Annotated in this window: 40 protein-coding genes; 4 read left to right on the forward strand and 36 right to left on the reverse strand. The window is 40.5% G+C overall.

All coding sequences use genetic code 11. The features are described 5' to 3' along the window. Window positions 1-19: 19 nt before the first annotated feature. The 31 genes from ABWO12_RS00195 to rpsL form a co-directional block, all read right to left on the reverse strand. The gene (locus ABWO12_RS00195; protein WP_353086174.1) at window positions 20-1,012 is read right to left on the reverse strand and encodes a DNA-directed RNA polymerase subunit alpha; all 993 of its coding nucleotides are present in this window, start codon (window positions 1,010-1,012) and stop codon (window positions 20-22) included. A gap of 21 nt (window positions 1,013-1,033) precedes the next feature. Next, window positions 1,034-1,639 carry a 30S ribosomal protein S4 gene (gene rpsD, locus ABWO12_RS00200; protein WP_353086176.1) on the reverse strand — a complete coding sequence of 202 codons (606 nt, stop codon included), beginning with the start codon at window positions 1,637-1,639 and terminating at the stop codon, window positions 1,034-1,036. A gap of 84 nt (window positions 1,640-1,723) precedes the next feature. Beyond that, window positions 1,724-2,107 carry a 30S ribosomal protein S11 gene (rpsK, locus tag ABWO12_RS00205; protein ID WP_073361281.1) on the reverse strand — a complete coding sequence of 128 codons (384 nt, stop codon included), beginning with the start codon at window positions 2,105-2,107 and terminating at the stop codon, window positions 1,724-1,726. Window positions 2,108-2,115: 8 nt separating this feature from the next. Next, window positions 2,116-2,490, reverse strand: coding sequence for a 30S ribosomal protein S13 (gene rpsM / locus ABWO12_RS00210; protein ID WP_073361283.1), 375 nt, complete (start codon window positions 2,488-2,490; stop codon window positions 2,116-2,118). A 2-nt stretch (window positions 2,491-2,492) separates the two neighbouring features. Continuing rightward, window positions 2,493-2,609 carry a type B 50S ribosomal protein L36 gene (gene ykgO, locus ABWO12_RS00215; protein ID WP_002987490.1) on the reverse strand — a complete coding sequence of 39 codons (117 nt, stop codon included), beginning with the start codon at window positions 2,607-2,609 and terminating at the stop codon, window positions 2,493-2,495. A 12-nt stretch (window positions 2,610-2,621) separates the two neighbouring features. Further along, entirely contained in the window at window positions 2,622-2,837 is a 216-nt protein-coding gene (gene infA, locus ABWO12_RS00220) for a translation initiation factor IF-1 (protein WP_026714631.1), read from the reverse strand. A gap of 5 nt (window positions 2,838-2,842) precedes the next feature. Continuing rightward, window positions 2,843-4,186, reverse strand: coding sequence for a preprotein translocase subunit SecY (gene secY / locus ABWO12_RS00225; RefSeq protein ID WP_353086179.1), 1,344 nt, complete (start codon window positions 4,184-4,186; stop codon window positions 2,843-2,845). A gap of 12 nt (window positions 4,187-4,198) precedes the next feature. Then, window positions 4,199-4,651 carry a 50S ribosomal protein L15 gene (gene rplO, locus ABWO12_RS00230; protein WP_073361289.1) on the reverse strand — a complete coding sequence of 151 codons (453 nt, stop codon included), beginning with the start codon at window positions 4,649-4,651 and terminating at the stop codon, window positions 4,199-4,201. 11 nt (window positions 4,652-4,662) lie between these two features. After that, window positions 4,663-4,845, reverse strand: coding sequence for a 50S ribosomal protein L30 (rpmD, locus tag ABWO12_RS00235; RefSeq protein WP_073361291.1), 183 nt, complete (start codon window positions 4,843-4,845; stop codon window positions 4,663-4,665). Between the two features lie 12 nt (window positions 4,846-4,857). Beyond that, window positions 4,858-5,379 carry a 30S ribosomal protein S5 gene (gene rpsE / locus ABWO12_RS00240; protein WP_073361293.1) on the reverse strand — a complete coding sequence of 174 codons (522 nt, stop codon included), beginning with the start codon at window positions 5,377-5,379 and terminating at the stop codon, window positions 4,858-4,860. A gap of 5 nt (window positions 5,380-5,384) precedes the next feature. Next, window positions 5,385-5,738 carry a 50S ribosomal protein L18 gene (gene rplR / locus ABWO12_RS00245; RefSeq protein WP_353086181.1) on the reverse strand — a complete coding sequence of 118 codons (354 nt, stop codon included), beginning with the start codon at window positions 5,736-5,738 and terminating at the stop codon, window positions 5,385-5,387. An 11-nt stretch (window positions 5,739-5,749) separates the two neighbouring features. Next, complete coding sequence (gene rplF / locus ABWO12_RS00250) at window positions 5,750-6,292, reverse strand: 50S ribosomal protein L6 (protein ID WP_353086183.1); 543 nt, start codon at window positions 6,290-6,292, stop codon at window positions 5,750-5,752. 14 nt (window positions 6,293-6,306) lie between these two features. Continuing rightward, on the reverse strand, window positions 6,307-6,705 hold the full coding sequence (rpsH, locus tag ABWO12_RS00255) for a 30S ribosomal protein S8 (protein WP_353086185.1): 399 nt from the start codon (window positions 6,703-6,705) through the stop codon (window positions 6,307-6,309). Between the two features lie 76 nt (window positions 6,706-6,781). Beyond that, window positions 6,782-7,051 carry a 30S ribosomal protein S14 gene (rpsN, locus tag ABWO12_RS00260; protein WP_073361301.1) on the reverse strand — a complete coding sequence of 90 codons (270 nt, stop codon included), beginning with the start codon at window positions 7,049-7,051 and terminating at the stop codon, window positions 6,782-6,784. Between the two features lie 3 nt (window positions 7,052-7,054). After that, the gene (rplE, locus tag ABWO12_RS00265; RefSeq protein ID WP_073361303.1) at window positions 7,055-7,606 is read right to left on the reverse strand and encodes a 50S ribosomal protein L5; all 552 of its coding nucleotides are present in this window, start codon (window positions 7,604-7,606) and stop codon (window positions 7,055-7,057) included. Window positions 7,607-7,608: 2 nt separating this feature from the next. Continuing rightward, a complete protein-coding gene (rplX, locus tag ABWO12_RS00270) occupies window positions 7,609-7,923 on the reverse strand; it encodes a 50S ribosomal protein L24 (protein WP_287781869.1) in 315 nt (104 codons plus the stop codon). A gap of 12 nt (window positions 7,924-7,935) precedes the next feature. Continuing rightward, the gene (rplN, locus tag ABWO12_RS00275; RefSeq protein WP_007803649.1) at window positions 7,936-8,304 is read right to left on the reverse strand and encodes a 50S ribosomal protein L14; all 369 of its coding nucleotides are present in this window, start codon (window positions 8,302-8,304) and stop codon (window positions 7,936-7,938) included. A 2-nt stretch (window positions 8,305-8,306) separates the two neighbouring features. Next, the gene (gene rpsQ / locus ABWO12_RS00280) at window positions 8,307-8,564 is read right to left on the reverse strand and encodes a 30S ribosomal protein S17 (protein ID WP_353086302.1); all 258 of its coding nucleotides are present in this window, start codon (window positions 8,562-8,564) and stop codon (window positions 8,307-8,309) included. Window positions 8,565-8,583: 19 nt separating this feature from the next. Then, complete coding sequence (rpmC, locus tag ABWO12_RS00285; protein ID WP_073361307.1) at window positions 8,584-8,775, reverse strand: 50S ribosomal protein L29; 192 nt, start codon at window positions 8,773-8,775, stop codon at window positions 8,584-8,586. A gap of 12 nt (window positions 8,776-8,787) precedes the next feature. After that, complete coding sequence (rplP, locus tag ABWO12_RS00290) at window positions 8,788-9,207, reverse strand: 50S ribosomal protein L16 (protein WP_073361309.1); 420 nt, start codon at window positions 9,205-9,207, stop codon at window positions 8,788-8,790. 19 nt (window positions 9,208-9,226) lie between these two features. Then, window positions 9,227-9,967, reverse strand: coding sequence for a 30S ribosomal protein S3 (gene rpsC, locus ABWO12_RS00295; protein ID WP_073361311.1), 741 nt, complete (start codon window positions 9,965-9,967; stop codon window positions 9,227-9,229). Between the two features lie 8 nt (window positions 9,968-9,975). After that, a complete protein-coding gene (gene rplV, locus ABWO12_RS00300) occupies window positions 9,976-10,386 on the reverse strand; it encodes a 50S ribosomal protein L22 (protein WP_073361313.1) in 411 nt (136 codons plus the stop codon). A 6-nt stretch (window positions 10,387-10,392) separates the two neighbouring features. After that, window positions 10,393-10,671, reverse strand: a complete 279-nt coding sequence (rpsS, locus tag ABWO12_RS00305; protein WP_073361315.1) for a 30S ribosomal protein S19 — start codon at window positions 10,669-10,671, stop codon at window positions 10,393-10,395. Window positions 10,672-10,681: 10 nt separating this feature from the next. After that, entirely contained in the window at window positions 10,682-11,506 is an 825-nt protein-coding gene (gene rplB / locus ABWO12_RS00310; RefSeq protein WP_353086193.1) for a 50S ribosomal protein L2, read from the reverse strand. Between the two features lie 7 nt (window positions 11,507-11,513). Continuing rightward, entirely contained in the window at window positions 11,514-11,804 is a 291-nt protein-coding gene (gene rplW, locus ABWO12_RS00315; RefSeq protein ID WP_353086195.1) for a 50S ribosomal protein L23, read from the reverse strand. Between the two features lie 7 nt (window positions 11,805-11,811). Then, complete coding sequence (gene rplD / locus ABWO12_RS00320) at window positions 11,812-12,441, reverse strand: 50S ribosomal protein L4 (protein ID WP_353086197.1); 630 nt, start codon at window positions 12,439-12,441, stop codon at window positions 11,812-11,814. After that, a complete protein-coding gene (gene rplC, locus ABWO12_RS00325; protein ID WP_353086198.1) occupies window positions 12,441-13,058 on the reverse strand; it encodes a 50S ribosomal protein L3 in 618 nt (205 codons plus the stop codon). Before rplC ends, rplD begins: the two co-directional genes overlap by 1 nt. A 392-nt stretch (window positions 13,059-13,450) precedes the next feature. Then, entirely contained in the window at window positions 13,451-13,756 is a 306-nt protein-coding gene (gene rpsJ / locus ABWO12_RS00330) for a 30S ribosomal protein S10 (RefSeq protein WP_026710316.1), read from the reverse strand. A gap of 11 nt (window positions 13,757-13,767) precedes the next feature. Continuing rightward, window positions 13,768-15,912, reverse strand: a complete 2,145-nt coding sequence (gene fusA, locus ABWO12_RS00335) for an elongation factor G (RefSeq protein WP_353086200.1) — start codon at window positions 15,910-15,912, stop codon at window positions 13,768-13,770. Window positions 15,913-15,922: 10 nt separating this feature from the next. Beyond that, window positions 15,923-16,399, reverse strand: coding sequence for a 30S ribosomal protein S7 (gene rpsG, locus ABWO12_RS00340; RefSeq protein ID WP_073361328.1), 477 nt, complete (start codon window positions 16,397-16,399; stop codon window positions 15,923-15,925). Window positions 16,400-16,422: 23 nt separating this feature from the next. After that, the gene (rpsL, locus tag ABWO12_RS00345) at window positions 16,423-16,803 is read right to left on the reverse strand and encodes a 30S ribosomal protein S12 (RefSeq protein ID WP_073361330.1); all 381 of its coding nucleotides are present in this window, start codon (window positions 16,801-16,803) and stop codon (window positions 16,423-16,425) included. Between the two features lie 233 nt (window positions 16,804-17,036). Between rpsL and ABWO12_RS00350 the strand changes: the two genes are divergently transcribed. Next, window positions 17,037-18,701: a BamA/TamA family outer membrane protein gene (locus ABWO12_RS00350; RefSeq protein WP_353086203.1), complete on the forward strand. Its 1,665-nt coding sequence runs from the start codon at window positions 17,037-17,039 to the stop codon at window positions 18,699-18,701. Window positions 18,702-18,763: 62 nt separating this feature from the next. Next, window positions 18,764-19,498 carry a 23S rRNA (guanosine(2251)-2'-O)-methyltransferase RlmB gene (rlmB, locus tag ABWO12_RS00355; RefSeq protein WP_353086205.1) on the forward strand — a complete coding sequence of 245 codons (735 nt, stop codon included), beginning with the start codon at window positions 18,764-18,766 and terminating at the stop codon, window positions 19,496-19,498. Between the two features lie 161 nt (window positions 19,499-19,659). Here rlmB and ABWO12_RS00360 read toward each other — a convergent pair whose 3' ends face one another. Next, window positions 19,660-20,424, reverse strand: a complete 765-nt coding sequence (locus ABWO12_RS00360; protein WP_353086207.1) for a rhomboid family intramembrane serine protease — start codon at window positions 20,422-20,424, stop codon at window positions 19,660-19,662. A gap of 123 nt (window positions 20,425-20,547) precedes the next feature. Between ABWO12_RS00360 and ABWO12_RS00365 the strand changes: the two genes are divergently transcribed. Further along, entirely contained in the window at window positions 20,548-21,825 is a 1,278-nt protein-coding gene (locus ABWO12_RS00365; RefSeq protein ID WP_353086209.1) for a replication-associated recombination protein A, read from the forward strand. On the opposite strand, the gene ABWO12_RS00370 is transcribed toward ABWO12_RS00365, so the two are convergent. Genes ABWO12_RS00370 through radC form a run of 3 tightly spaced genes read right to left on the reverse strand, consistent with a single transcriptional unit; the run spans window position 21,826 to window position 23,946 of the window. Then, window positions 21,826-22,575, reverse strand: coding sequence for a hypothetical protein (locus ABWO12_RS00370; protein ID WP_353086210.1), 750 nt, complete (start codon window positions 22,573-22,575; stop codon window positions 21,826-21,828). After that, on the reverse strand, window positions 22,568-23,260 hold the full coding sequence (locus tag ABWO12_RS00375) for a YjjG family noncanonical pyrimidine nucleotidase (protein ID WP_353086212.1): 693 nt from the start codon (window positions 23,258-23,260) through the stop codon (window positions 22,568-22,570). Before ABWO12_RS00375 ends, ABWO12_RS00370 begins: the two co-directional genes overlap by 8 nt. A gap of 2 nt (window positions 23,261-23,262) precedes the next feature. Beyond that, complete coding sequence (gene radC, locus ABWO12_RS00380; protein ID WP_353086214.1) at window positions 23,263-23,946, reverse strand: RadC family protein; 684 nt, start codon at window positions 23,944-23,946, stop codon at window positions 23,263-23,265. Between the two features lie 96 nt (window positions 23,947-24,042). Between radC and ABWO12_RS00385 the strand changes: the two genes are divergently transcribed. Then, the gene (locus ABWO12_RS00385; RefSeq protein WP_353086216.1) at window positions 24,043-24,690 is read left to right on the forward strand and encodes a DUF1287 domain-containing protein; all 648 of its coding nucleotides are present in this window, start codon (window positions 24,043-24,045) and stop codon (window positions 24,688-24,690) included. A gap of 29 nt (window positions 24,691-24,719) precedes the next feature. On the opposite strand, the gene ABWO12_RS00390 is transcribed toward ABWO12_RS00385, so the two are convergent. Beyond that, window positions 24,720-26,075 (reverse strand): UDP-N-acetylmuramate--L-alanine ligase, encoded by a 1,356-nt coding sequence (locus ABWO12_RS00390; RefSeq protein ID WP_353086218.1) that lies wholly within the window; start codon window positions 26,073-26,075, stop codon window positions 24,720-24,722. Between the last annotated feature and the right edge of the window lies 1 nt (window position 26,076).

Consider the following 26,076-nt stretch of genomic DNA (forward strand, 5'->3'; position numbering starts at 1 on the left):
CTTTTTACGCAATAAAGCACTAGTCTTTATCTAATTTATATTTTGATAAATCCATTCCGAACGTTAGGTTTTTGTTGGCTACCAACTCATCCAATTCGGTCAACGATTTTTTACCGAAGTTGCGGAATTTCATCAAATCATGTTTGTTAAACGAAACCAAATCGCCAAGGGTTTCCACTTCAGCTGCTTTCAAACAGTTAAGGGCGCGAACAGACAAGTCCATATCGACCAATTTTGTTTTTAACAACTGACGCATGTGAAGTGATTCTTCATCATACGTATCGGTTTGTGCGATTTCGTCAGCTTCCAACGTAATACGCTCGTCAGAGAAAAGCATAAAATGGTGAATCAAAACTTTAGCTGCTTCTGTTAAAGCATCTTTCGGATTGATTGAACCGTCGGTTTTGATTTCGAAAACTAACTTTTCGTAGTCGGTTTTTTGTTCCACACGGAAGTTTTCGATGGCATATTTCACATTGACTACTGGGGTAAAAATAGAGTCAATATAGATCGTACCGAATGGAGCATTTTGTTTTTTATTTTCTTCGGCGGGAACATATCCACGACCTTTTTCGATGGTTAATTCAATATTGAAATTAACTTTAGAATCAAGGTTGCAGATGACCAATTCTGGATTTAAAACCTGAAAACCGGAGATGAATTTTTGAAAATCACCCGCAGTAATTTGATCTTTTCCAGTCAAGGAAACTGTTACCGACTCATTATCGATGTCTTCGATTTGACGTTTGAAACGAACTTGCTTCAAATTCAAAACGATTTCAGTTACATCTTCCACAACACCAGAGATCGTTGAAAACTCATGCTCAACACCCTCGATTCTTACAGAAGTAATTGCGTAACCTTCTAAAGCGGATAGCAACACGCGACGCAGTGCGTTACCCACAGTCAATCCATATCCCGGTTCTAAAGGTCTGAATTCAAATTTACCTTCAAAATCGTTAGAATCGATCATGATTACTTTGTCTGGTTTTTGAAAATTAAATAATGCCATAATTTCGACAGGTGTCAGTTATTATTTGTTGTACAACTCTACGATCAATTGTTCTTTGATATTCTCAGGAATTTGAATTCTGGCAGGAACAGAAACAAAAGTTCCTTCTTTTGTATCGTTGTTCCAAGTAATCCACTCGTAAACAGCTGAGGAGTTAGCTAATGAACGTTCGATTGCTTCTAAGGATTTTGATTTCTCACGAACCGCAATTTTATCGCCAGGTTTTAAGTGGTATGAAGGGATGTTTACCACTTCACCATTAACGGTAATGTGACGGTGAGAAACGATTTGACGTGCAGCACGACGCGAAGAAGCGACACCCATACGGTAGACGACGTTGTCTAAACGCGCTTCGCACAATTGTAAAAGGATTTCACCCGTTACTCCTGAAGCAGCAGATGCTTTTTCATATAAGTTACGGAATTGTTTTTCCAAAATACCGTACGTGTACTTCGCTTTTTGCTTTTCCATCAATTGTACTGCATATTCTGATTTTTTACCTCTCTTTTTAGCCAAACCATGTTGTCCTGGAGGGTAATTTCTTTTTTCGAAGGCTTTGTCGTCTCCGAAAATCGCTTCGCCAAATTTACGAGCGATTTTAGTTTTTGGACCAGTATATCTTGCCATTTTACTTTTTTATTTGGGATAGAGATTATGAATTCAGGTCAAATCCTCCAATAATCTGTGTTCTATCCGAGTTATACTTTAAAATTATACGCGACGTCTTTTCGGTGGACGACAACCGTTGTGTGGCATTGGTGTAACATCAATGATTTCAGTAACTTCTATTCCTCCATTGTGGATAGAACGGATAGCAGATTCTCTACCGTTACCTGGCCCTTTTACATATACCTTCACTTTCTTTAAACCTGCTTCTAAGGCAACTTTTGAACAATCTTCAGCAGCCATTTGCGCAGCATAAGGCGTGTTCTTTTTAGAACCACGGAATCCCATTTTACCGGCAGAAGACCAAGAAATTACTTCTCCTTTTTTGTTGGTTAACGAAATGATGATATTGTTGAAAGTAGCGTTAATATGAGCTTCACCAGATGATTCAACAATTACTTTGCGTTTTTTTGTATTTGCTTTAGCCATACTACTTATTATTTAGTTGCTTTCTTCTTGTTAGCAACAGTTTTGCGCTTGCCTTTTCTAGTTCGAGAATTGTTTTTAGTACGTTGACCGCGTAATGGAAGTCCTGATCTGTGACGGATTCCACGGTAACAACCAATATCCATTAAACGTTTGATGTTTAAGGAAGTTTCTGAACGTAATTCCCCTTCAATTTTGTAGTAGGAAACCGCATCACGGATTGCTCCGATTTCGGTATCATTCCAATCTTGAACTTTTTTGTCTTCGCTAACATTAGCTTTTGCTAAAATTTCGCTAGCTCTGCTTTTCCCAATTCCGAAGATATAGGTCAAAGCAATTACCCCTCTTTTATTTTTAGGTATATCTACCCCTGCTATTCTTGCCATAATTATCCTTGTCTTTGTTTAAATCTAGGATTCTTTTTATTAATAACGTACAATCTTCCTTTACGACGCACAATGATACATTCTGCGCTTCTTTTTTTAACTGATGCTCTTACTTTCATTTTTTAATAACTTTAGTATCTGTAAGTGATTCTTGCTTTGGATAAATCATAAGGACTCATTTCCAATTTCACTTTGTCGCCAGGCAACAACTTGATATAATGCATACGCATTTTTCCGGAAATATGAGCAATTACAACATGCCCGTTTTCTAACTCTACTCGGAACATCGCATTGGATAATGCTTCAATGATGGATCCGTCTTGTTCTATTGCTGATTGTTTTGCCATAAAAATTAAGCTACTGCTTTTCTATTTTTACCACTTTTCATCAAACTGTCATAGTGTTGATTCAATAGATACGTATTGATCTGTTGAATTGTATCGATGGCAACACCTACCATAATGATCAACGAAGTTCCGCCGTAAAACATGGCCCAAGACTGTTGCACATCCATACTCACTACAATCGCAGGGAATACAGCAATCAACGCTAGGAATAACGAGCCAGGAAACGTGATCAAAGACATAATACGGTCTAAGTAATCGGAAGTTTCAACACCGGGTTTCACGCCAGGAATAAAACCTCCACTACGTTTCAAATCGTCGGCCATTTTATTGGTTGGGACTGTAATTGCGGTGTAGAAATAAGTGAAAATGATGATTAGCAAAGCAAAAACAACATTATACCATAATCCAAAGATATTACTGAAAGTACCCGCAATGGATTGGGAAACATCGGATTTTGATAAACCAGCCACAACACCAGGAATAAACATAATTGCTTGAGCAAAAATGATTGGCATTACCCCAGAGGCATTCAATTTCAATGGAATCCATTGACGATTTCCTCCGTTGGCATCTTGTTCAAAATCACCTGCAGTCGTTCGGCGTGCATATTGCACCGGAATTTTACGAACTGCCATAACCAATAAGACACAAGCGATAATCACCAATAACCAAATGATAATTTCGAAAACCAACAACATCGGCCCTCCATTATTATTCGTTACACGAGAGGAAAATTCTTGAATCAAAGCTTGTGGCAAACGCGCTAAAATTCCGACCATAATTAACAATGAGATTCCGTTTCCTATTCCTTTATCGGTAATTTTTTCACCCAACCACATGGCAAAAATTGTCCCTGTCGTTAAGATTAATACTGATGAGAATAAGAATGCAAATGAATCAAATCCAAGTAAAAAGGCACTGGAAGGAATGGTTTGGTAAAGGTTATAAATATACCCTGGCCCTTGCAATAAGGTAATCCCTATGGTTAACCAACGGGTAATTTGATTTAACTTTTTACGACCGCTTTCGCCATCCTTCTGTAACTTTTGAAGATACGGAATTGCAATCCCCATTAATTGAACAACAATTGATGCAGAGATGTAAGGCATGATACCTAAAGCAAAAACAGATGCTTTAGAGAAGGCACCTCCAGTAAACATGTCCAAAATAGAACCCAACCCTTGATCGGTTTGACCCGCTAGGTTGGCCAACTGATTAGCATCAATACCTGGAAGTGTAACGTGAGCCCCAAATCGGTACACCAAAAGCAAGCCTAGGGTGAAAACGATACGGTTTTTCAACTCTTCTATTTTCCAAACACTCTTAATGGATTCAATAAACTTCTTCATAAAGTTAACGTATTATAAAGTTACAGCCTCACCACCAGCAGCTTCGATTGCTGCTTTAGCCGTAGCTGTAAATTTGTGAGCAGTTACTTTCAATTTAGCCTTTAACTCGCCGCGACCTAGAATTTTTACCAATTCGTTTTTAGTTGCCAAACGGTTTTCAACCAAAACGGTAAAATCTACAGTATCGGTAACCAAACCATTATCAACTAAAGCCTGAAGCGTGTCTAAGTTTACACCTTGATACTCTACTCGGTTGATATTTTTAAAACCAAACTTTGGTACACGACGTTGAAGTGGCATCTGACCTCCTTCAAAACCAATCTTTTTGGAGTAACCAGAACGAGACTTAGCTCCTTTATGACCGCGCGTTGAAGTACCTCCTTTTCCGGAACCTTCTCCACGACCTACTCTTTTATTTTGGTTGTGCGTAGAACCCGCTGCTGGTTGTAAGTTACTTAAATTCATAACGTATCTTGTTATTTAACTTCCTCAACGGAAACTAAGTGTTTAACTTTATTTATCATTCCAAGGATAGCTGGGTTTGATTCATGTTCCACAACTTGTCCTATTCTACGAAGACCTAAAGCAACCAAACCTCTTTTTTGAGATTGAGGACAGTTGATTTGACTTCTAACTTGTTTTACTACTAACTTTGCCATACTTTAAGCGAATTATCCTTTAAAAACTTTATCCAAAGACACTCCTCTTTGTTTGGCAACAGTAGCTGCACTACGCATTTGAAGTAATGCATCAAAAGTAGCTTTTACCACATTGTGAGGGTTTGAGGATCCTTGCGATTTTGACAATACATCGTGAACACCTACCGATTCCAAAACGGCACGTACAGCACCACCAGCAATAACTCCGGTACCGTGTGAAGCAGGCATTAAATAAACGCGAGCTCCTCCGTATTTTCCTTTTTGTTCGTGAGGTACAGAGTGACCACTAAGAGGGATTCGCACTAAGTTTTTCTTAGCATCTTCTACAGCTTTAGCAATGGCTTCAGAAACGTCTTTGGATTTTCCAAGACCGTGTCCTACTACACCATGCTCGTCACCAACAACGACGATAGCGGAGAAACCAAATGCTCTACCTCCCTTGGTTACTTTTGTAACACGATTTACACTCACCAAACGGTCTTTCAACTCAAGTCCGCTGGGTTTTACTAGTTCGATATTTTTGTACTTGTACATAACGATTAGAATTTAAGTCCAGCGGCTCTAGCGCCATCTGCTAATGATTTAACACGTCCATGGTATAAATAACCACCACGATCGAATGCGATAGTTTCAACACCTACTTTTAACGCTTTTTCACCCAAAAGTTTTCCAACTTGCTCGGCAATTTCCACGTTTGTACCTTTGAAATCTACTCCTTTTTCGCGCGATGAAGCAGCTAATAAAGTAACACCATTCACATCGTCTATGAGCTGGGCATAGATTTCTTTATTACTTCTGAATACCGAAAGTCTGGGTTGGGTAGCAGTACCCTTGACAATCTTACGGATTCTGAACTGAATTCTTTGTCTTCTTTCCGATTTTGATAATGACATAACCTTTATTTTTAAGCTGATTTACCTGCTTTTCTTCTTAATACTTCACCTACAAACTTGATACCTTTTCCTTTGTATGGCTCAGGCTTACGGAAACCGCGAATTTTCGCCGTTACTTGACCTAAAAGCTGTTTGTCGTAAGAGGTAAGTTTTACAATAGGGTTTTTCCCTTTTTCAGAAATCGTTTCCACCGTAACTTCTGGTGCAATTTCTAAAACGATATTGTGCGAATATCCTAAAGCAAGATCTAATTTCTGACCTGCATTAGAAGCACGATATCCTACCCCTACTAGTTCTAATTCATTCGTAAAACCAGTTGAAACTCCAGAAATCATGTTATTGATTAAAGAGCGATATAAACCGTGTTTTGCGCGTTGATCTTTATAATCAGATGATCGTTCAACTGTGATTTGATCACCTTCAACTTTTACAGTTACGTCTGAGAACTCCTGTGTAAGTTGACCTAATTTTCCTTTTACTGTAATCACACCTTCGCCTAGAGTTACCTCTACTCCCGCTGGGATCGTAATTGGGCTTTTACCTATTCTTGACATCGTTTCCCTTTTTATTAGTATACGTAACAAATAACTTCACCACCCACATTCAACTGGCGCGCTTGCTTACCGGTCATCAATCCTTTGGAAGTTGACACAATAGCAATACCCAAACCATTCAAGATTCGGGGTAATTTTGTAGCACCTGCATATTTACGTAAACCTGGTTTACTAATTCTTTGGATATCTCTAATCACCGACTCTTTAGTATCCTTATCATACTTAAGAGCGATTTTAATGGTACCCTGAACGGTATTATCTTCAAACTTGTAGCTTAAGATATACCCTTGATCAAATAAAATTTTGGTGATTTCTTTCTTCATATTAGAAGCAGGAATCTCAACCACTTTGTGATTGGCTTTTGCTGCATTTCTAACTCTCGTAAGAAAATCGGCAATTGGATCTGTATACATATGTATGAATTTGCGGTTATGGTTTTCGCTGAACACTATGCTCAGCGAACCTTTAACCAATTAAACTTTTAGTTACTTACCAGCTCGCTTTTTTCACTCCTGGAATTAAGCCTTGGTTGGCCATTTCTCGGAAAGTAACACGTGAAATACCGAATTGACGCATATATCCGCGAGGACGACCCGTTAATTTGCAACGGTTGTGTAAACGAACAGGAGAAGCGTTTTTAGGTAATTTTTGTAACCCTTCATAATCTCCAGCTTCTAATAACGCTTTGCGCTTTTCAGCATATTTCGCTACCGTTTTTTGGCGTTTCACCTCACGGGCTTTCATTGATTCTTTAGCCATAACTTAATTCTTTTTAAAAGGTAAACCTAATTCAGCTAGTAATGATTTTGCTTCTTTGTCGGTTTTGGCAGTCGTTACAAAAGTAATGTCCATACCGGCAATTTTGTTCACTTTATCGATGTCGATTTCTGGGAAAATGATTTGCTCAGTAACCCCTAAGTTGTAATTTCCACGTCCATCAAAGCCATTGGCTTTAATTCCGCTGAAATCACGTACACGAGGTAACGCTGAAGTAATCAAACGATCCAAAAATTCATACATACGCTCACCACGTAAAGTCACTTTAGCCCCAATAGGCATTCCTTTACGTAATTTAAAGGAAGCTACGTCTTTCTTAGAAATGGTAGCTAATGCTTTTTGACCTGTGATTTTAGTTAACTCATCAACCGCGTAATCCACTAATTTTTTATCCGATACCGCAGCACCTACACCTCGGCTAATTACAATTTTCTCAAGTTTAGGCACTTGCATTACATTTTTGTAACCGAATTCTTCTTTAAGAGCAGTGATAACTCGACTCTTATATTCTTGTTTTAGTCTTGGAATATATGCCATAACTACAATACTTGATTAGATTTTTTTGAAAATCTTACTTTCTTATCTCCTTCAGACTTGAATCCAACTTTCGTAGCTTCTTTAGATTTAGGATCCACTAAAGCTAAGTTAGAAATATGGATAGGAGCTTCTTTCTTTACAATACCCCCTTGAGGATTTTGAGCGCTTGGCTTGGTGTGTTTAGAAACCATATTGACTCCTTCTACGATCGCTTTGTTATCCTCACGGATTACGCGAACTACCTTGCCTTCTGCCCCTTTGTGGTCACCAGCAATGACTTTAACAACGTCGCCTGATTTAATCTTAATCTTTGTCATCTCTTGATCGAATTAAAGCACTTCAGGTGCCAATGATACAATTTTCATGAATTGCTTCTCACGAAGCTCTCGAGCAACCGGACCAAAAACACGTGTGCCGCGCATCTCACCTGCCGCATTCAACAATACACATGCGTTATCATCAAAACGGATGTAAGAACCATCTGCACGACGTACTTCTTTTTTGGTACGTACAACAACTGCAGTGGAAACCGCACCTTTTTTAACGTTTCCGTTTGGTGTGGCATCTTTGATAGAAACTACAATTTTATCTCCAACAGAGGCATAACGACGTTTCGTTCCTCCTAATACGCGGATGGTAAGTACTTCTTTAGCACCTGTATTGTCCGCAACTTTTAATCTACTTTCCTGTTGTACCATGATTACTTCGCTCTTTCAATGATTTCAACTAATCTCCAACATTTGGTTTTACTCAACGGACGTGTCTCCATGATACGTACGGTATCGCCAATGTTACAGTCATTTTTTTCGTCGTGTGCAACATATTTCTTAGTATTTAACACGAACTTACCATATAATGGGTGCTTTACTTTTTTAGTTTCAGCAACAACAATAGATTTTGCCATTTTGTTGCTGGTAACCACACCAATTCTTTCTTTTCTTAAATTTCTTTTTTCCATCATTCAGCGGATATTACAATTATTGTAACTCTCTTTTGCTTAATTCAGTCGCCAATCGAGCTACCGTTCTACGCATACTGCGAATTTGAAGCGGATTTTGGATTGGAGAAACGGCGTGAGCCATTTGTAAATCAGCGTAAGACTTTTTCATTTCACTAAGCTTTGCTTGCAACTCAGCTGTAGACAGATTGATAATTTCTGATTGTTTCATAATGTGTTCTAATTATGCTTCGAAATCTCTAGCAACGACAAACTTAGTTTTAACGGGAAGTTTCTGAGCGGCCAAACGCAAAGCTTCTTTGGCTACTGATAGCGGTACTCCACCTACTTCAAACATGATTCTGCCAGGTTTAACAACGGCAGCCCAATATTCAACGGCACCTTTACCTTTACCCATACGTACTTCAAGGGGTTTCTTTGTAATTGGTTTATCCGGGAAGATCTTAATCCATAACTGTCCTTCACGCTTCATGTAACGGGTAGCAGCGATACGGGCAGCCTCGATTTGACGGGATGTTAAAAACGCTGAATCCAACGATTTAATTCCAAACATTCCGTTGGAAAGTACATGTCCACGTTGTGACACGCCTTTCATTTTACCTTTCTGTACCTTGCGGTATTTTGTTCTTTTAGGCTGTAACATTTTTCTTTAATTTAAAAAATTACTTTCTTTTACGGGCCCCTCCCGATTTACCGGATTTCCCATTACGGGGTGCATCCCCTTTACCACCAGCAGCTTGTTTTTTATCCATGCCTACTAATGGCGATAAATCGCGTTTTCCGTAAACTTCACCTTTCATGATCCATACTTTGATACCCATTCTACCGTAAGTAGTATGTGCTTCAGCCAAAGCGTAATCAATATCGGCTCTGAAAGTGGATAGAGGAATACGACCTTCTTTGAAATTTTCAGAACGTGCCATTTCAGCTCCATTCAAACGACCAGAAATCATAACTTTGATTCCTTCCGCATTCATACGCATGGCAGCCGCGATAGCCATTTTAATAGCTCTTCGGTATGAAATACGACTTTCGATTTGACGTGCGATACTAGAAGCTACTAGGAAGGCATCCAACTCGGGTCTTTTAATTTCAAAGATGTTGATTTGAACCTCTTTGTCAGTAATTTTCTTTAACTCCTCTTTCAACTTGTCTACCTCTTGACCGCCTTTACCAATGATGATACCAGGACGAGCCGTAGTGATAGTAACGGTTACAAGTTTAAGAGTGCGCTCGATAATTACTTTAGATACACTAGCTTTTGATAAACGCGCATGGATATACTTTCTGATTTTATAATCTTCAGCGATTTTGTCGCCGTAATCATTTCCACCATACCAGTTTGAATCCCATCCTCTGATGATACCAAGGCGATTTCCAATTGGATTTGTCTTTTGTCCCATACTGTTTATTAATTACTTTGTGTGTTATCTACTTGTCCTAACACGATAGTCACGTGGTTGGAACGTTTTCTGATTCTGTGTGCGCGACCTTGTGGTGCAGGACGTAATCTTTTCAACATTACACCACCGTCAACTTTGATCTCTTTTACAAATAAGCCTGCTTCTGCCACATTGCCTTCACTGTTTTTCTGCTCCCAGTTGTTGATTGCAGATAACAATAATTTTTCCAATTTGCGTGAAGCTTCTTTTGAGCTGAATCTTAGAATACTAAGTGCTCTTTCCACTTTCTGACCTCTTACCAAGTCTGCTACTAAGCGCATTTTTCTAGGTGAAGTAGGGCAGTTATTTAACTTAGCAAAAGCCAAAGACTTATTCGCCTCTTTTCTTGCGTCTGCTGTATTTCTTTTACGAACTCCCATTTCTTCTTATTTTTTACCTTTATTTTTAGCTCCAGCATGACCTCTAAAGGATCTTGTTGGTGAAAATTCTCCTAATTTATGACCTACCATGTTCTCGGTAACATACACGGGAACGAATTGGCGACCATTGTGAACTGCGATAGTTTGTCCAACGAAGTCAGGCGTAATCATAGAGGCTCTTGACCAAGTCTTAACCACATTTTTATTGCCATTTTCAGCGTTTTCTAAAACTTTCTTTTCTAATTTATAGTGAACGTAAGGTCCTTTCTTTAATGAACGTGCCATGTCTATCTAATTATTTCTTTCTGCGTTCAACAATATACTTGTTACTTGGATTAGCTAAAGAACGTGTTCTGTATCCTTTAGCCGGTAGACCTTTTCTAGAACGTGGGTGACCTCCAGAAGAACGTCCTTCACCACCTCCCATAGGGTGATCAACAGGGTTCATCGCTACTGGTCTTGTTCTTGGTCTTCTACCTAACCATCTGCTTCTACCTGCTTTACCAGATACAATTAACTGGTGGTCAGAGTTAGAAACAGCTCCAATCGTAGCCATACAAGTCAACAAAATCAAACGTGTTTCACCTGAAGGCATTTTGATCGTAGCATATTTACCATCACGCGCCATTAATTGGGCAAAAGTACCCGCTGAACGCGCAATAATAGCTCCCTGACCTGGACGTAATTCAATACAAGAGATTACGGTACCAAGAGGAATTTTACTTAATGGTAAAGTGTTTCCGATTTCAGGTGCAGCATTTTCACCTGACACTATGGTCTGACCTACTTGTAAACCATTTTGAGCAATGATGTAGGTTTTTTCTCCATCCGCATACGCTAATAATGCGATAAAGGCAGTTCGGTTTGGATCATACTCAATCGACTTTACGGTTGCAGGGATACCAAACTTAGTTTTTTTGAAATCGATAATACGATAACGTTGCTTGTGACCACCGCCTGTATAACGCATGGTCATTTTTCCTTGACTATTTCTACCTCCTGAGCTTTTTTTCGGTGCGATCAATGAACGCTCCGGCTTATCAGTTGTAATGGCGTCAAAACCATTGACAACTCTAAAACGCTGGCCAGGGGTAATAGGTTTTAATTTTCTAACTGACATTGTTTACTTAGTTATTAGAATAAAAATCAATTGTTTCACCTTCCTGTACTTGTACGATGGCTTTTTTGTACGAGTTTGTTTTTCCTTGAATCAAACCACTTTTGGTATATTTAGTAGTACGATTAGGACGAACATTCATCGTGTTTACTTCAACAACGGTAACGCCATAAGCAGCCTCTACAGCTTTCTTAATCTGTACTTTGTTGGCTTTCTTATCTACAACGAAACCAAAACGATTAAAAAGCTCCCCGTCTTTGGTCACTTTTTCGGTAATGATAGGTTTAATGATGATACTCATGGCTCTGTTATTTACTTAAATTTTCTACAATTCCCGCTACAGAACTCTCTGTTAGCACTAAATTATTCGCATGCAAAATGCCGTAAGTGCTTAATTCTGAGGAAGTTACAACCTTAGAGGCTTGTAAATTGCGTGACGACAAATATACATTATTATTTGTATCACCCAACACGAACAATGATTTTTTGTTCTCTAACCCTAAAGCATTCAATACACTAAGAAATTTTTTGGTGCTTGGAGTTTCAAAAGCGAAATCTTCCACAACAATCAAATTAGACTCTTTCGCTTTCATAGACAAAGCTGATTTACGTGCTAAACGCTTCAAGCCTTTGTTCAATTTGAAAGAGTAGCTACGTGGACGAGGCCCGAAAATTGTACCCCCACCTACGAACACAGGAGACTTAACACTACCTGCACGCGCTGTACCTGTTCCTTTTTGTTTTTTAATCTTGCGTGTACTACCCGCCACTTCATTGCGTTCTTTCGCTTTGTGTGTTCCTTGTCTTTGGTTAGCAAGGTATTGCTTAACATCAAGATATACCGCATGGTTGTTTGGCTCGATGCCAAATACAGCGTCAGAAAGTTCTACTTTTCTGCCTGTATCTTTTCCGTTACTATCTAAAACTTTTACTTCCATTACTTCTGAATGATTACATACGAGTTTTTATGTCCAGGAACCGCACCTTTAACCACCAATAGGTTTTTGTCAGCTACGACTTTTAAAACTCTAAGATTTTGTACTTTAACATTTTGACCTCCCATTCTTCCGGCCATACGCATTCCTTTGAATACACGAGAAGGATACGATGAAGCACCCACAGATCCCGGTGCACGCAAACGGTTGTGTTGACCGTGTGTAGATTGTCCAACCCCACCAAATCCGTGACGCTTAACAACCCCTTGGAAACCTTTTCCTTTTGACACACCTTGTACATCGACAAATTCGCCTTCGCTGAAAACGTCTACAGTGATGTTGTCACCTAATTTGTAATCCGTTTCAAAACCTTGGAATTCAACGACTTTTTTCTTAGCAGATGTTCCCGCTTTTTTAAAGTGACCTACGGCCGCTTTGGTGGCGTGCTTTTCTGTTTTGTCATCGAAACCAAGTTGCAACGCTTCATACCCGTCAACCTCTTTGGTTCTGACTTGGGTAACGACACATGGACCTGCTTCAATTACGGTACAAGGGATGTTTTTCCCGTTCTCGTCAAAGATGCTGGTCATGCCGATTTTTCTTCCAATTAACCCAGACATAAAAATTATTAATTAATTAAACATTGTTTAGCAATGACAAGTAGCCATTTTTTTGAGCGTGCAAATATATAGATTAGAATCCATCAATCAAAATAATCTAAGTAATTATTTTTCAGGAAGTAATCAACCGATTTTAAACGACAAATTATACTGAAATAAAATTGGTGAAAATATGTTGTAAGCCCCCGAAAACAAAAGGAACCAACGCATCAATGTTGATTTTAAAGCGGCACAATAGGAAGGCAAACTCTTAAAAATAGTTATCAACAAAATGGAACAAAGAAAATTTTACTTTAAAAAAAAGACCTTCGCACCTATTTGCTTACTTCCCAAAAAAAACAAAAAAATGGCCGGCAAAAACCGGCCATTTAGAAGGTATAAAAAGTGAATTATCACACTTTGATTTCAACTTCAACACCACTAGGAAGCTCTAACTTCATCAAGGCATCAATAGTCTTAGAAGAAGAACTATAAATGTCTAACAAACGTTTGTATGAGCTCACTTCGAACTGCTCACGTGCTTTTTTGTTTACGTGAGGAGAACGCAATACGGTGAAGATTTTCTTGTGTGTAGGAAGTGGAATAGGACCCGTTACTACAGCACCTGTGCTTTTCACTGTTTTTACGATTTTTTCAGCGGATTTGTCCACCAACATATGATCGTAAGATTTCAATTTTATTCTAATTTTTTGACTCATCTTTTCAAGAATTAAGCGTTACCTTTAGCTTTTTTGATTACCTCATCAGAGATGTTAGAAGGCGTTTGTTCGTAGTGTGAGAACTCCATTGTAGAAGTTGCTCTACCCGATGACAATGTACGCAACGTAGTCACGTAACCAAACATTTCAGATAGTGGCACATTCGCTTTGATGACTTTAGATCCCGCACGGTCACCCATGTCGTTCACTTGTCCTCGTCTGCGGTTAAGGTCACCTACGATATCCCCCATATTTTCTTCAGGCGTAATCACTTCGATTTTCATGATAGGCTCAAGGATTACTGCAGCTGCTGCTTTTGCAACTTCTTTATATCCTAATTTAGCCGCCATTTCAAACGATAGCGCATCCGAGTCAACAGGGTGGTACGAACCATCCAACAAGGTTACTTTTAAGCTATCCACAGTGTAGCCTGCCAAAGGCCCTTGCTTCATCGCTTCTTTGAATCCTTTCTCTACAGCAGGAACGTATTCTTTTGGAACGTTACCTCCTTTTACTTCATTGACAAACTGAAGACCCACAAATCCTTCTTCGGCTGGCTCCAAACGGAAAACGATGTCCCCGAATTTACCACGTCCACCGGACTGTTTCTTATAAACCTCACGGTGTTGCGCTGATTTAGTGAATGCTTCTTTGTACTCTACTTGAGGCTCACCTTGGTTTACTTCAACCTTGAACTCACGTTTCATACGGTCGATCAAGATATCCAAGTGTAATTCTCCCATACCTGAGATGATGGTCTGACCTGAAGCTTCGTCCGTACGAACAGTAAACGTTGGATCTTCTTCAGCCAATTTCGCCAAAGCCATACCCATTTTATCTACGTCAGCCTTAGTTTTAGGCTCAATCGCGATACCGATTACCGGATCAGGGAACTTCATCGATTCAAGGATGATCGGGTGTTTCTCATCACACATGGTGTCTCCCGTTTTGATATCTTTAAAACCAACTGCTGCTCCAATATCACCTGCTTCGATAAACTCGATAGGGTTTTGCTTGTTAGCGTGCATTTGGTAGATACGAGAAATACGCTCTTTATTGCCTGAACGTGTGTTCAAAATATAAGAACCTGCATCCAAACGACCTGAATACGCTCTAAAGAAAGCCAAACGACCAACATAAGGATCAGTTGCAATTTTGAACGCCAAAGCCGCGAATGGTTCTGTTACATCAGGACGACGTGTAATTCTGGTTTGCTCTTCTTCTGGAAGATCAGCATCATCAGGGTGAATACCTTGAATACCGTCTTTATCTACAGGTGAAGGCAAATATTTACAAACGGCATCCAACATAAATTGAACTCCTTTGTTTTTAAAGGAAGATCCACACATCATAGGGATGATGGCCATGTCAATGGTAGCCGCACGTAAGGCATTGTTAATTTCGTCTTCGGTAATAGAGTTTTCATCCTCCATGTACTTATCCAAAAGGTTTTCATCGTATTCAGCTACTGCTTCAATCAAGGTAGAACGGTATTGTTTTACCTCGTCAACCATTTCAGCTGGAATATCAACAATATCGAAAGTAGCTCCTTGCGTTTCCTCATGCCAGATAATAGCTTGGTTTTTTACCAAATCCACTACCCCTTTGAAGTCCATTTCATCCCCAATTGGCAATGTAATGGCTACTGCATTGGATTTTAACATGTCGCGTACTTGCTGACAAACAGCCAAGAAGTTCGATCCTTGACGGTCCATTTTGTTAACGAATCCCATGCGAGGAACACGGTATTGGTCGGCCAATCTCCAGTTGGTTTCTGATTGAGGCTCTACCCCATCTACCGCAGAGAATAAGAAAACCAATCCATCCAATACACGCAACGAACGGTTTACTTCTACCGTAAAGTCAACGTGTCCGGGAGTATCGATAATGTTAAAGTGATATCCTTTTGTTTCGGGTAAATTTTTACCTTGTTCGGTTGGGAAATTCCACGTACAAGTGGTAGCCGCCGAAGTAATGGTAATACCGCGCTCTTGCTCTTGTGCCATCCAGTCCATGGTAGCAGCTCCATCGTGAACCTCACCAATCTTGTGAGACTTCCCAGTGTAGAACAAAATACGCTCAGTCGTAGTCGTTTTTCCAGCGTCAATGTGAGCTGCAATTCCGATATTTCGGGTATATTTTAAATCTCTTGCCATCGCTTAAAAATTAAAATCTAAAGTGAGAGAATGCTTTGTTCGCTTCTGCCATTTTGTGCGTATCCATTCTCTTTTTCACAGCTGCACCTTCTTCTTTTGCAGCAGCTAAAATTTCAGAGGCTAGTTTACCCGCCATGGATTTCTCGTTTCTTTTGCGTGCATATAGGATTAACCATTTCATCGCCATAGAGATCTTGCGATCGGGACGAATTTGCATCGGGATTTGGAACGTAGCTCCACCCACACGACGTGAACGAACTTCTACGTGAGGCATCACGTTAGTTAATGCATCTTTCCAAATTTCTAAAGCAGATTTTTCTGCATCTTGCTTTTTAGTTTCTACGATTTCCAACGCAGAATAAAAAACGTTAAAAGCAATTGATTTTTTACCATCCCACATTAAGTTATTCACAAAACGGGTGACCAATTGATCGTTAAATTTTGGATCCGGTAAAAGCGGTCTTTTTTTGGCCTGTCTTTTTCTCATTTCTTCTGATTAAAAGTTTTTAATTACTTTTTGTCTTTTGGGCGTTTTGCTCCGTACTTTGATCTTCTTTGAAGACGTCCGTTAACTCCGGCCGTATCCAAAGCACCACGCACGATGTGGTATCGTACCCCTGGCAAATCTTTCACCCTTCCACCTCTCACTAATACTATCGAGTGCTCTTGTAGATTGTGTCCTTCTCCTGGGATGTAAGCATTCACCTCATTACCATTGGTCAAACGTACACGCGCAACTTTACGCATGGCTGAGTTTGGTTTTTTTGGCGTAGTGGTGTAAACACGCGTACAAACCCCTCTTCGTTGAGGACAAGAATCCAAAGCAGCCGATTTACTCTTCTTAGCGATTTTGGCTCTTCCAGTTCTTACTAATTGTTGAATTGTTGGCATAATTTAAATAATAAATTTACTTATGTTTACTTTTACCCGCATTTTACGGGGTTGCAAATGTATAAATTATATTTAATAAAAAAAATCATGATTATTTATTTTTTTTCAAGCTAACCATTTGTATTATAAAGCCTTGTGTTTTACACATATTCAAGCGCTTTTTATCGTCGTTATTTTGAAAAAAACATACCGAAACATCTTTTTTTGCGTTAATTTTACCACAAATCCTCGTGATGAGAATACTGATGTTATTTTGTTTGGGTTGTAGCTTTTTCCTCTGCCAGGGACAAAAACAGTATTTGGAGATTACCACAGCCGAAAAAAAAGTCCAAACCCTACTCGATCAGTGGAACTATCAAAAACAACACGATTCGCCACAAAAACTCCAAGACGAATTGGCGCGCGTGCTGCTTCAATTGCAAAAAACGGGATACATTGAAGCGCACTACGAATCGCCCACCGCCGTCAATGACACCCTTGTTAAAGCTCCCTTGAAAGCGGGTCGTTTTATTCCATGGATCCAACTTCAAGCGAGCTCTGGAATTGCCTCATTGCCCGAATCCCTTCGCCCCAAAACACCTGTAACGCTACCCTTTTCAGAATGGGACCAGTGGGTGGGCGTGTGGGTAAAAAAATGGGAACGTAACGGCTATGCTTTGGCCACCGCTCAACTCACCAACATTCATATGGTGCAAGACACCTTAAAAGCAACCCTTACCGTGCAGTTGGGCCAACCGAGGAAGGTCAATGCGATTGTAGTTAACGGCTATGAAAAGTTTCCCACCAGTCACAAAAAAGAACTCGAGCGCTTGTTTCGCAACCAAACATTTAACCAAGAAAATCTTGAAAAACTCCACAAAACTATAGGACAGTTTCGTTTTGTACGCGCCACCAAATACCCCGAGATTTTATTCACCACCGACTCTACAAAGGTTTTTGTTTACCTAGAAAAAGTGCGTGCCAACACCTTCGATGGTTACCTTGGATTTGCTAATTCCGACGGTCAACAATTGGTATTCAACGGGTACCTCGATGTGAGTTTGACCAATGTCTTAAACAACGGCGAACGGATGAATCTATATTGGAAAAGCAATGGTGAAGAACAACGTACGTTTAATATACTGTTTGACCAACCCTATATTTTTAAAACACCCCTAGCCCTAAAGGCACAACTCAATATTTTTCGGCAAGACAGTACTTTTCAAAATACACAAACCAATATCGACATAGGCTACTGCCTCAATTATGCTTCTCGGGTGTACCTCGGCTATCAAGCCATGGAATCGAGCGATATCAATAATGCCAATACCGCTTTACTTCGTGATTTTAAAAATCGATTTCTCACAGCGCAATGGCTCTGGACCGTTCGCAACACCGAAGAAGACGCGCTTTTATTTCCTGACAAAACCCTACTTTCGCTAAAACTTGGCTGGGGATCCCGAACCGCTTTGGAACAAAAAAACAGTCAATTTCAAGGACAATTAAACCTCCACCATCAAATCTATTTGAACAAACGCAACAGTATTGCCCTGCGAAACCAAACGTTTGTATTGCAAAGTTCCTCGTACTTAACCAACGAACTTTTTCGCTTTGGAGGGATTAATTCGGTACGAGGATTCAATGAAAATACACTTCAAGCCAATTTTATGGCAGCACTTCTCAGCGAATACCGCTACACCTTGAGCAATACCTTGTACCTACACAGCGTGCTCGATTACGGCTATTTTCAAGACCAAACTACCAATATCAATGGGAATTTATTGGGTATTGGTTTTGGATTTGGACTCCTCAATAAAAACGGATTGCTCAACTTTGTCTACGCCAACGGAACCACCAACGATCAAGCCATCAAATTGAATAACTCGATTGTGCAAATCAGTTTGAAAACCATTTTCTAACCGTAAATTACCATCCCCAAAAGCAATCCCAAAACCAACGGCAGAATTCCTATCTTTGCCGCATGGAAAAAGAAAACCAAATCTTTGGCATCCGTGCCGTTATTGAGGCCATTCACGCCGGTAAAGAAATTGATAAAATTTTTGTGCATAAAGAAGCGCAAGGCGATTTAATGCGGGAATTGATGAAAACGCTCAAAGCAAACAGCCTCCCGTTTACGTATGTGCCTATCGAAAAACTCAACCGCCTGACACACCTCAACCACCAAGGTGTAGTGGCCACCATTGCACCTATCAAATTCCAATCGCTTGAAACCCTTGTTGAAAACGTTTTGGAAACGGGTAAAAAACCCTTGTTTCTGATTCTAGACCAACTAAGCGATGCCCGCAACTTTGGTGCCATCATCCGCACCGCTGAATGCACAGGCGTTGACGGCATAATTATTTCAAAAACCGGAGCCGCACCCGTTAATGGCGATACAGTAAAAACGTCCGCTGGTGCCGTTTTTAATGTACCGATTTGCAAAGTAGACCATATCAAAGACGCCGTGTTTTACCTGCAAGGTAGCGGTATTAAAACCGTTGCCGCCACTGAAAAAACCGAGGATATGCTTTATGCGGTCGACTTTACCGAACCCGTAGCCATCATCATGGGAAGCGAAGACCGTGGCATTAACCCATCGGTATTGAAAATTGTAGATGAAAAAGCCAAACTCCCGCTATTTGGAACCATCGGTTCGCTAAATGTATCCGTGGCCTGTGGCGCCTTTTTATACGAAGTGGTACGCCAACGTTCCTAACGATTGGGAGCATCATCCTTTTGCTTTCTCGTGAAGTAATCACCCGCTTTTCGCTGTATCCCTTCACTTCGTTACGGGGATGCCGCTGCAACCTGCCTGCCGGTAGGCTGGTCGGGGCTAAAATAGACCGCTTATCGTTCAAAACAAAAACGCCGAAGGACTTATTCTTCGGCGTTTTTGTAAATATAATTGATTTGAAAGGGAATGCTTTTTGTTCCCATTTCTTCTTCATATTCCACTATGATTTCTTCTAGTTTGGGCGGATTCACAAACTGACCATTTTCGTCAAAACGCCGCATGAAAGGGTCGGTTTCAGGATCAAAATCAGGATGCTCCCATTCGTATCGGTATTCAGAAATATAGTCGGGCGTTTTAAATACAAAAGCCATGACCATGCCAGATAAGAATCCACCCAAATGTCCCTCCCAGGAAATCCGCGGATCGACCTCAGGAAACACATACCACACCATCCCGCCATAAACCACCACGACCGCAAAAGACAAGGCCATCAATCGGTAATACCCCGTGCGCAAGCCTTTAAAAAAAATAAAAGAAACCAATACATAAATAAGTCCACTGGCTCCCAAATGCACATTCGGTCGTCCAATTGCCCAGGTAAATAACCCCGAAAAAAGAATCCCGAAGACCAATACTTTCAACGAAAGATCGCGGTAAAAATAAATTAACGCCATCGTCAATACAAACAAGGGCAAACTGTTGTTTGTGAGGTGCTGCCAGTCAGCATGAAGAAAAGGACTGCAAATAACACCCACTAATCCTTCCGTCGTTCGGGGAAGAATACCCAAAAACCTCGGACTCATATTGGCCAAATCCAACCCCAAAAACACAGTCCAAAGGGTCACCACTAAAAGGGTGGGCAACAGCCAAACGACAGGGGTAAATTTAAAAATATGGGCGTCTCTCATAACTTACTCTTTACAAATATATGACCAAAGTTGGTTTTCTGCTAAAATGGCAGAACACGGAGTTTGGTAAAAGATTTTCTTCTTAAGTCCTTTTTTTTACCTTTAACACTCAAATTGGTCCATATGGAAGCACCCTTAGCCGAACGCGTTCGCCCGCATAAACTTGAAGACTATATCAGTCAATTGCACTTGGTAGGTCCACAAGGTTCCTTAACCCAACAAATTACTCGTGGCGTGATTCCGTCCATGATTTTTTGGGGTTCACCGGGAACAGGGAAAACGACGTTGGCGCAAATTATTGCCCGACAAAGTGACCGACCGTTCTATGAATTGAGTGCCATTAATTCGGGGGTTAAAGACGTCCGGGAAGTGATTGACAAAGCCAAACAAAGTGGCGGTATTTTTACCACAAAAAATCCGATTCTTTTCATCGATGAGATTCACCGCTTTAGCAAGTCGCAACAAGATTCGTTGTTGGGCGCCGTAGAAAAAGGCTGGGTGACGCTTATTGGGGCTACCACCGAAAATCCGAGTTTTGAAGTCATTCCCGCTTTACTTTCCCGCTGTCAGGTATATGTTCTTAATCCTTTTACCAAAGAGGATTTATTGGCCTTGCTGGATCGAGCGATGAAAATTGATGCGCAGTTGTCGCAACGAAAAATCACCATAGAAGAACACGAGGCCTTGTTGCGCTTATCGGGCGGTGATGGACGGAAGCTTCTCAATATTTTTGAACTCGTCGTGAATGCCACTCCTGGTGATGAAGTTGTAATTACCAATGCCAAAGTGTTGGAGTTAGTGCAACAAAACACGGTATTGTACGATAAAACGGGAGAACAGCATTACGACATTATTTCAGCCTTCATCAAATCCATTCGGGGTAGTGATCCGAATGGTGCCGTATATTGGTTGGCGCGCATGCTCGAGGGCGGTGAAGATGTGAAATTTATTGCCCGTCGGATGCTCATTTTGGCGAGTGAAGATATTGGTAACGCCAATCCCACGGCATTAATCATGGCCAACAACACCTTTCAAGCCGTGACCGCCATTGGCTATCCTGAAAGCCGAATCATTTTAAGCCAATGTGCCATTTATTTGGCTACTTCTGCCAAAAGTAATGCGAGTTATATGGCTATTGGTGCAGCGCAAGCTTTGGTGAAACAAACCGGCGATTTACCCATTCCGTTGCATTTGCGCAATGCCCCTACCAAGTTAATGAAAGAGTTGGGCTATGGCGAAGACTATGCTTATGCGCACAACTATGCCAATAACTTTGTCGAACAAGAATACCTGCCCGATGCCATTCAAGAAACAAAGTTTTACGAACCCGGGAATAACGCGCGGGAAAACGAACTGCGTAAATTTTTACAAAACCGTTGGAACGACAAATACGGGTATTAATTACAATCCCGCAATATACTGCGGAACTATACGAAGTTGATTCTCTTCATAATATTCCCAAAACCATTGTTGATTGCGGTACAGTAAAACTCCTTTGGGCGCATCGTTTTGGGTAACCATAAAACAATCCCGTGAGCTTGTTTTGTAAAGCACTAAAGTTGGAGTTAAACCCTTCTGTTTATACAAACCTATCGAATTCGCCGAAAGAGTTCGCGCCTCCAAGTACTGTTCTACGGTAACTTTTCGTTCGGGCAGCGGCGCCTTTCCCTCAAGAATGGCTTGAGGCTCTGGTGTGGAGGTAGTGGGCTTACTTTCGGTTGGAGTTGTCGTTAAAAGAGTGCGATTTTTTAAAGCTGTAAATTGATCCATAGCAGCGCGTATAGCCTCGATGTAAGCATAACGAAATTCTTTTTCGCGACTCGTCCCTTCGGGGGAAACGGCAATTTCGTTGCCTTCGTAATCCAAGATGACTACTTGCATTCGGGTGATAAAAAAATTACTCTTTTTTTTGATAATCACTCCATATTCATTGGGCGCTATTTTTTTGGAGAGTGCTTTTTCGGTCACATCGGTCATGATTACCCCTTGGTATTGATATTTTTCAAAATACAAGCGCAAAAGCGTACTAATCCCGTATTGGTCGGGGGAACTCATGAAATCAAACTTTTCAGGAATTCGAATCACCTGACTCTGCAGGGGAACTATCGATAAAAGTCCAATGAGACAAAGAAAGAATACGGATTTATGCATAAGAAAAAATCGGTTTTAATTCGTGTAAATCGGTTACTTGAGGGATGGTCTCTGGGACCACTACGTTGAATTCATTAAAAAAAATAGCTTGCATTCCCACATCGAGCGCCCCTTGCACATCGGCCTCCAAACAATCCCCTATCATCACGGCTTGTTGGGGCGTACATTGCGCAGCGGCTAAGGCTACTTGAAAAATTTTCGGATGGGGCTTTTTAACACCCGCTGTTTCCGAATTGGTAATGGTATGAAAATAAGGCTCAATCCCCGAATTTTTTATTTTTTTATCCTGTACCGCCTGAAATCCATTGGTAATTATATGAAGTTTATAATGCGGTTTCAAAAACTCCAAAAGATCTAATGCCCCGTCATACAAATGATTGTTCAAAGGCAAGTTTTGAATATACGCCTCCGACATTTCATGTATAAATACATCAGAAATGGTATAATCCAAACGGTCAAAGGTTTCTTTCAACCGTCCGTATCGTAATTCCGCTTGGGTAACTAAATCTTTGCGATATTGTTCCCAATACCAACGATTTAACGGCACATAATGCGTTAAAAAATCAGCCAGCGGAACATCAACGTCAAACTCCTCCAACACTGACGCAAAAGCCAAAGCGGAATTCCGTTCGAAATCCCATAACGTATGATCTAAATCAAAAAAAATATCGGTAATTCCTTTCACCTTTATAAAATTCCTTCATCGGCAAAACTCAAATATCCGGTTTCTGTAATGATTACATGATCCAAAACCAAAATATCCAAATGTTGGCCCGCAATTTTTAACCGTTGGGTGATGGCCCGATCGGCTTCGCTAGCTTGCAATTTCCCCGATGGATGATTGTGGCTCAAAATTAACGAAGTTGCTTGGTTTTCCAATGCCGATTTGAAAATTAAACGAATATCGACAACGGTTCCGGTAATTCCCCCTTTGGACAATACCGCTTTATGAATAATTTTATTGGAGTTGTTTAAATACAACACCCAAAACTCTTCGTGGGCCAACTCACCAATGAGAGGCTGCATGATGTCGAAAACCGTCTTACTCGACGTAATTTTCACTTTATCTTTGACTTCCTCCATCCTTCGGCGTCTTCCGAGTTCGAGCGCAGCCGCTACCGTAATCGCTTTGGCCTCACCGATACCGCGAAACTCCATGAGTTGCGTTATCGTTTGTTTACCAAGCGTATTCAGATTGTTTTGGGAATGCGCTAGAATCCGTTGCGCCAATTGAACGGCACTTTCGTTTCGGGAACCTGACCCCAATAAAATAGCTAATAATTCGGCATCGGACAAGGCCATTTTGCCTTTGAGTAAAAATTTTTCTCGCGGCCGATCATCTTCAGCCCATTGGGAAATTGGAGTATACATAAACTATTGGCTTTAAAATCAATAACGAAATTCGGGTATTTTTTTGGAAAGACAAAATAAAAGAGAAATACAATTCGTTTTCACCGAAAGTATCTTATGAATTATATATTTCTATTCGTCCTTTTATTTTTTTCCTGCCAACATTCGCCCAAAAAAATCAAGGCAACGCAACGTACTTCTTCGAACGACTTAATTGAAGTAAAACCGATTGCTTCTCCTAAAAATTTTGGCGAAAAGGTATCCAATGCCGCGTTGCAAGTCATCGATACTTCGGCAGTCTACACTCCCGATTATGTGGCGCTTCGTTACCCAGGAGGCGATGTACCTCCGAAAACTGGTGTTTGCACCGATGTGGTGATTCGCGCTTTTCGAAAATGTAACATTGATTTGCAGAAGGAAGTGCATGAGGACATGAAGGCCCATTTTGAGCTATATCCCAATGTAAAAAAATGGGGGTTGAAAACTACGGATAAAAACATAGATCACCGACGTGTTCCCAACTTGGAAGTGTTTTTCAGTCGCAAAGGCAAAAAAATAGCACTCAGCAACAACCACTTAGATTTCTTACCAGGGGATATCGTAACTTGGTTGGTAAATGGAAAACTTCCCCATATAGGAATTGTTACCCACATCAAAAAAGAGGGTATTCCTATGATCGTGCACAACATTGGCGGAGGACAAATTATCGAAGCATGCTTGTTTAAATACCCTATGGTAGGGCATTTTCGCTATGAGGGCAAATAAAAAACTCCGACCTAAGATCGGAGCTTTCTTTATTCAATCAATCCTTTCACCTCATCAAAATGGAGTCCACCATAATTCCCTGAACTCATGAGCAACAAGGCCGTGTGATCTAAATCGTAGGCAAATAAAAACGATTTAAACTCGTCGGGATTGGTATAAATAATCAAATCATTTCGCTTGAACGAATGCGCAATTTGTTCGTAGGTGACTTCTTCCAATTGTTTAATTTTTACCGCATCGGGAGAATAAAACACCACGGCAACGTCGGCGGCATCTAAAGCACCTTCATATTCTTTTAAAAACGCAGCATTTAAGCTACTGTAGGTATGCAATTCCAGACAAGCCACCAATTTGCGATCGGGATACTGGTTTTTAACCGCTTTGGTGGTAGCTGCAACTTTACTGGGGGAATGCGCAAAATCTTTGTAGGCGACTTTGGTCGTGCTTTCGGCAATTTTTTCCAATCGTTTGGAAGCGCCTTTGAAAGTGGCAATAGCTTCGTAGAAATCGGCTTCATCCACACCCATACATTGGCAAACCCATTTGGCTCCAGCAAGATTATTTAGATTATGCGCGCCAAATACTTCAATAGGCATAGGACCTTCGGGGGTGTCTAACAAGGTTTTTCCGTTTTTCACTGCATAACTAGCTGTTTGATACGGAATTTTACGAATGGTATTTTGGGTTCCTTCGGCGACTTGCTTCACGTGGGCATCTTCTTCATTATAAATCAAAATTCCTCCTTGAGTGATTTGATCTACAAAAATTTCAAATTGATGCACGTAGTTTTCAAAAGTGGGAAAAACATTGATATGATCCCAAGCGATACCTGATAGCAAGGCAATATTGGGTTGGTACAAATGAAATTTAGGACGGCGATCGATAGGAGAAGACAAATATTCATCGCCTTCCAAAACGATAAAATCATTGGTTTCGGTGAGATGAACCATCGTATCAAAACCTTCCAACTGCGCACCAACCATATAATCCACTTGAATATTATGAAAATGCATCACATGCAAAATCATCGAAGTTATGGTCGTTTTACCATGCGAACCTCCAATGACCACACGGGTTTTATGTTTGGATTGTTCGTACAAAAATTCGGGATAGGAGTAAATTTTTAACCCCAACGCTTGTGCCCTTAGTAATTCTGGATTATCGGCTTTGGCATGCATTCCTAAAATCACGGCATCGATATCGGAGGTTATTTTTTCGGGAAACCAGCCCATGGCTTCGGGCAGTAAGCCTTTTTTTTGTAACCGTGATAGAGAAGGTTCAAAAATAGCATCATCGCTTCCTGTCACCTCAGCTCCTTTTTGATGAAGGGCTAAAGCCAAATTGTGCATCGCTGCACCACCTATCGCTATAAAATGTGTTCGCATA

Origin of the sequence: Flavobacterium sp., assembly GCF_040379285.1 — a bacterium.
GTDB lineage: Bacteria > Bacteroidota > Bacteroidia > Flavobacteriales > Flavobacteriaceae > Flavobacterium.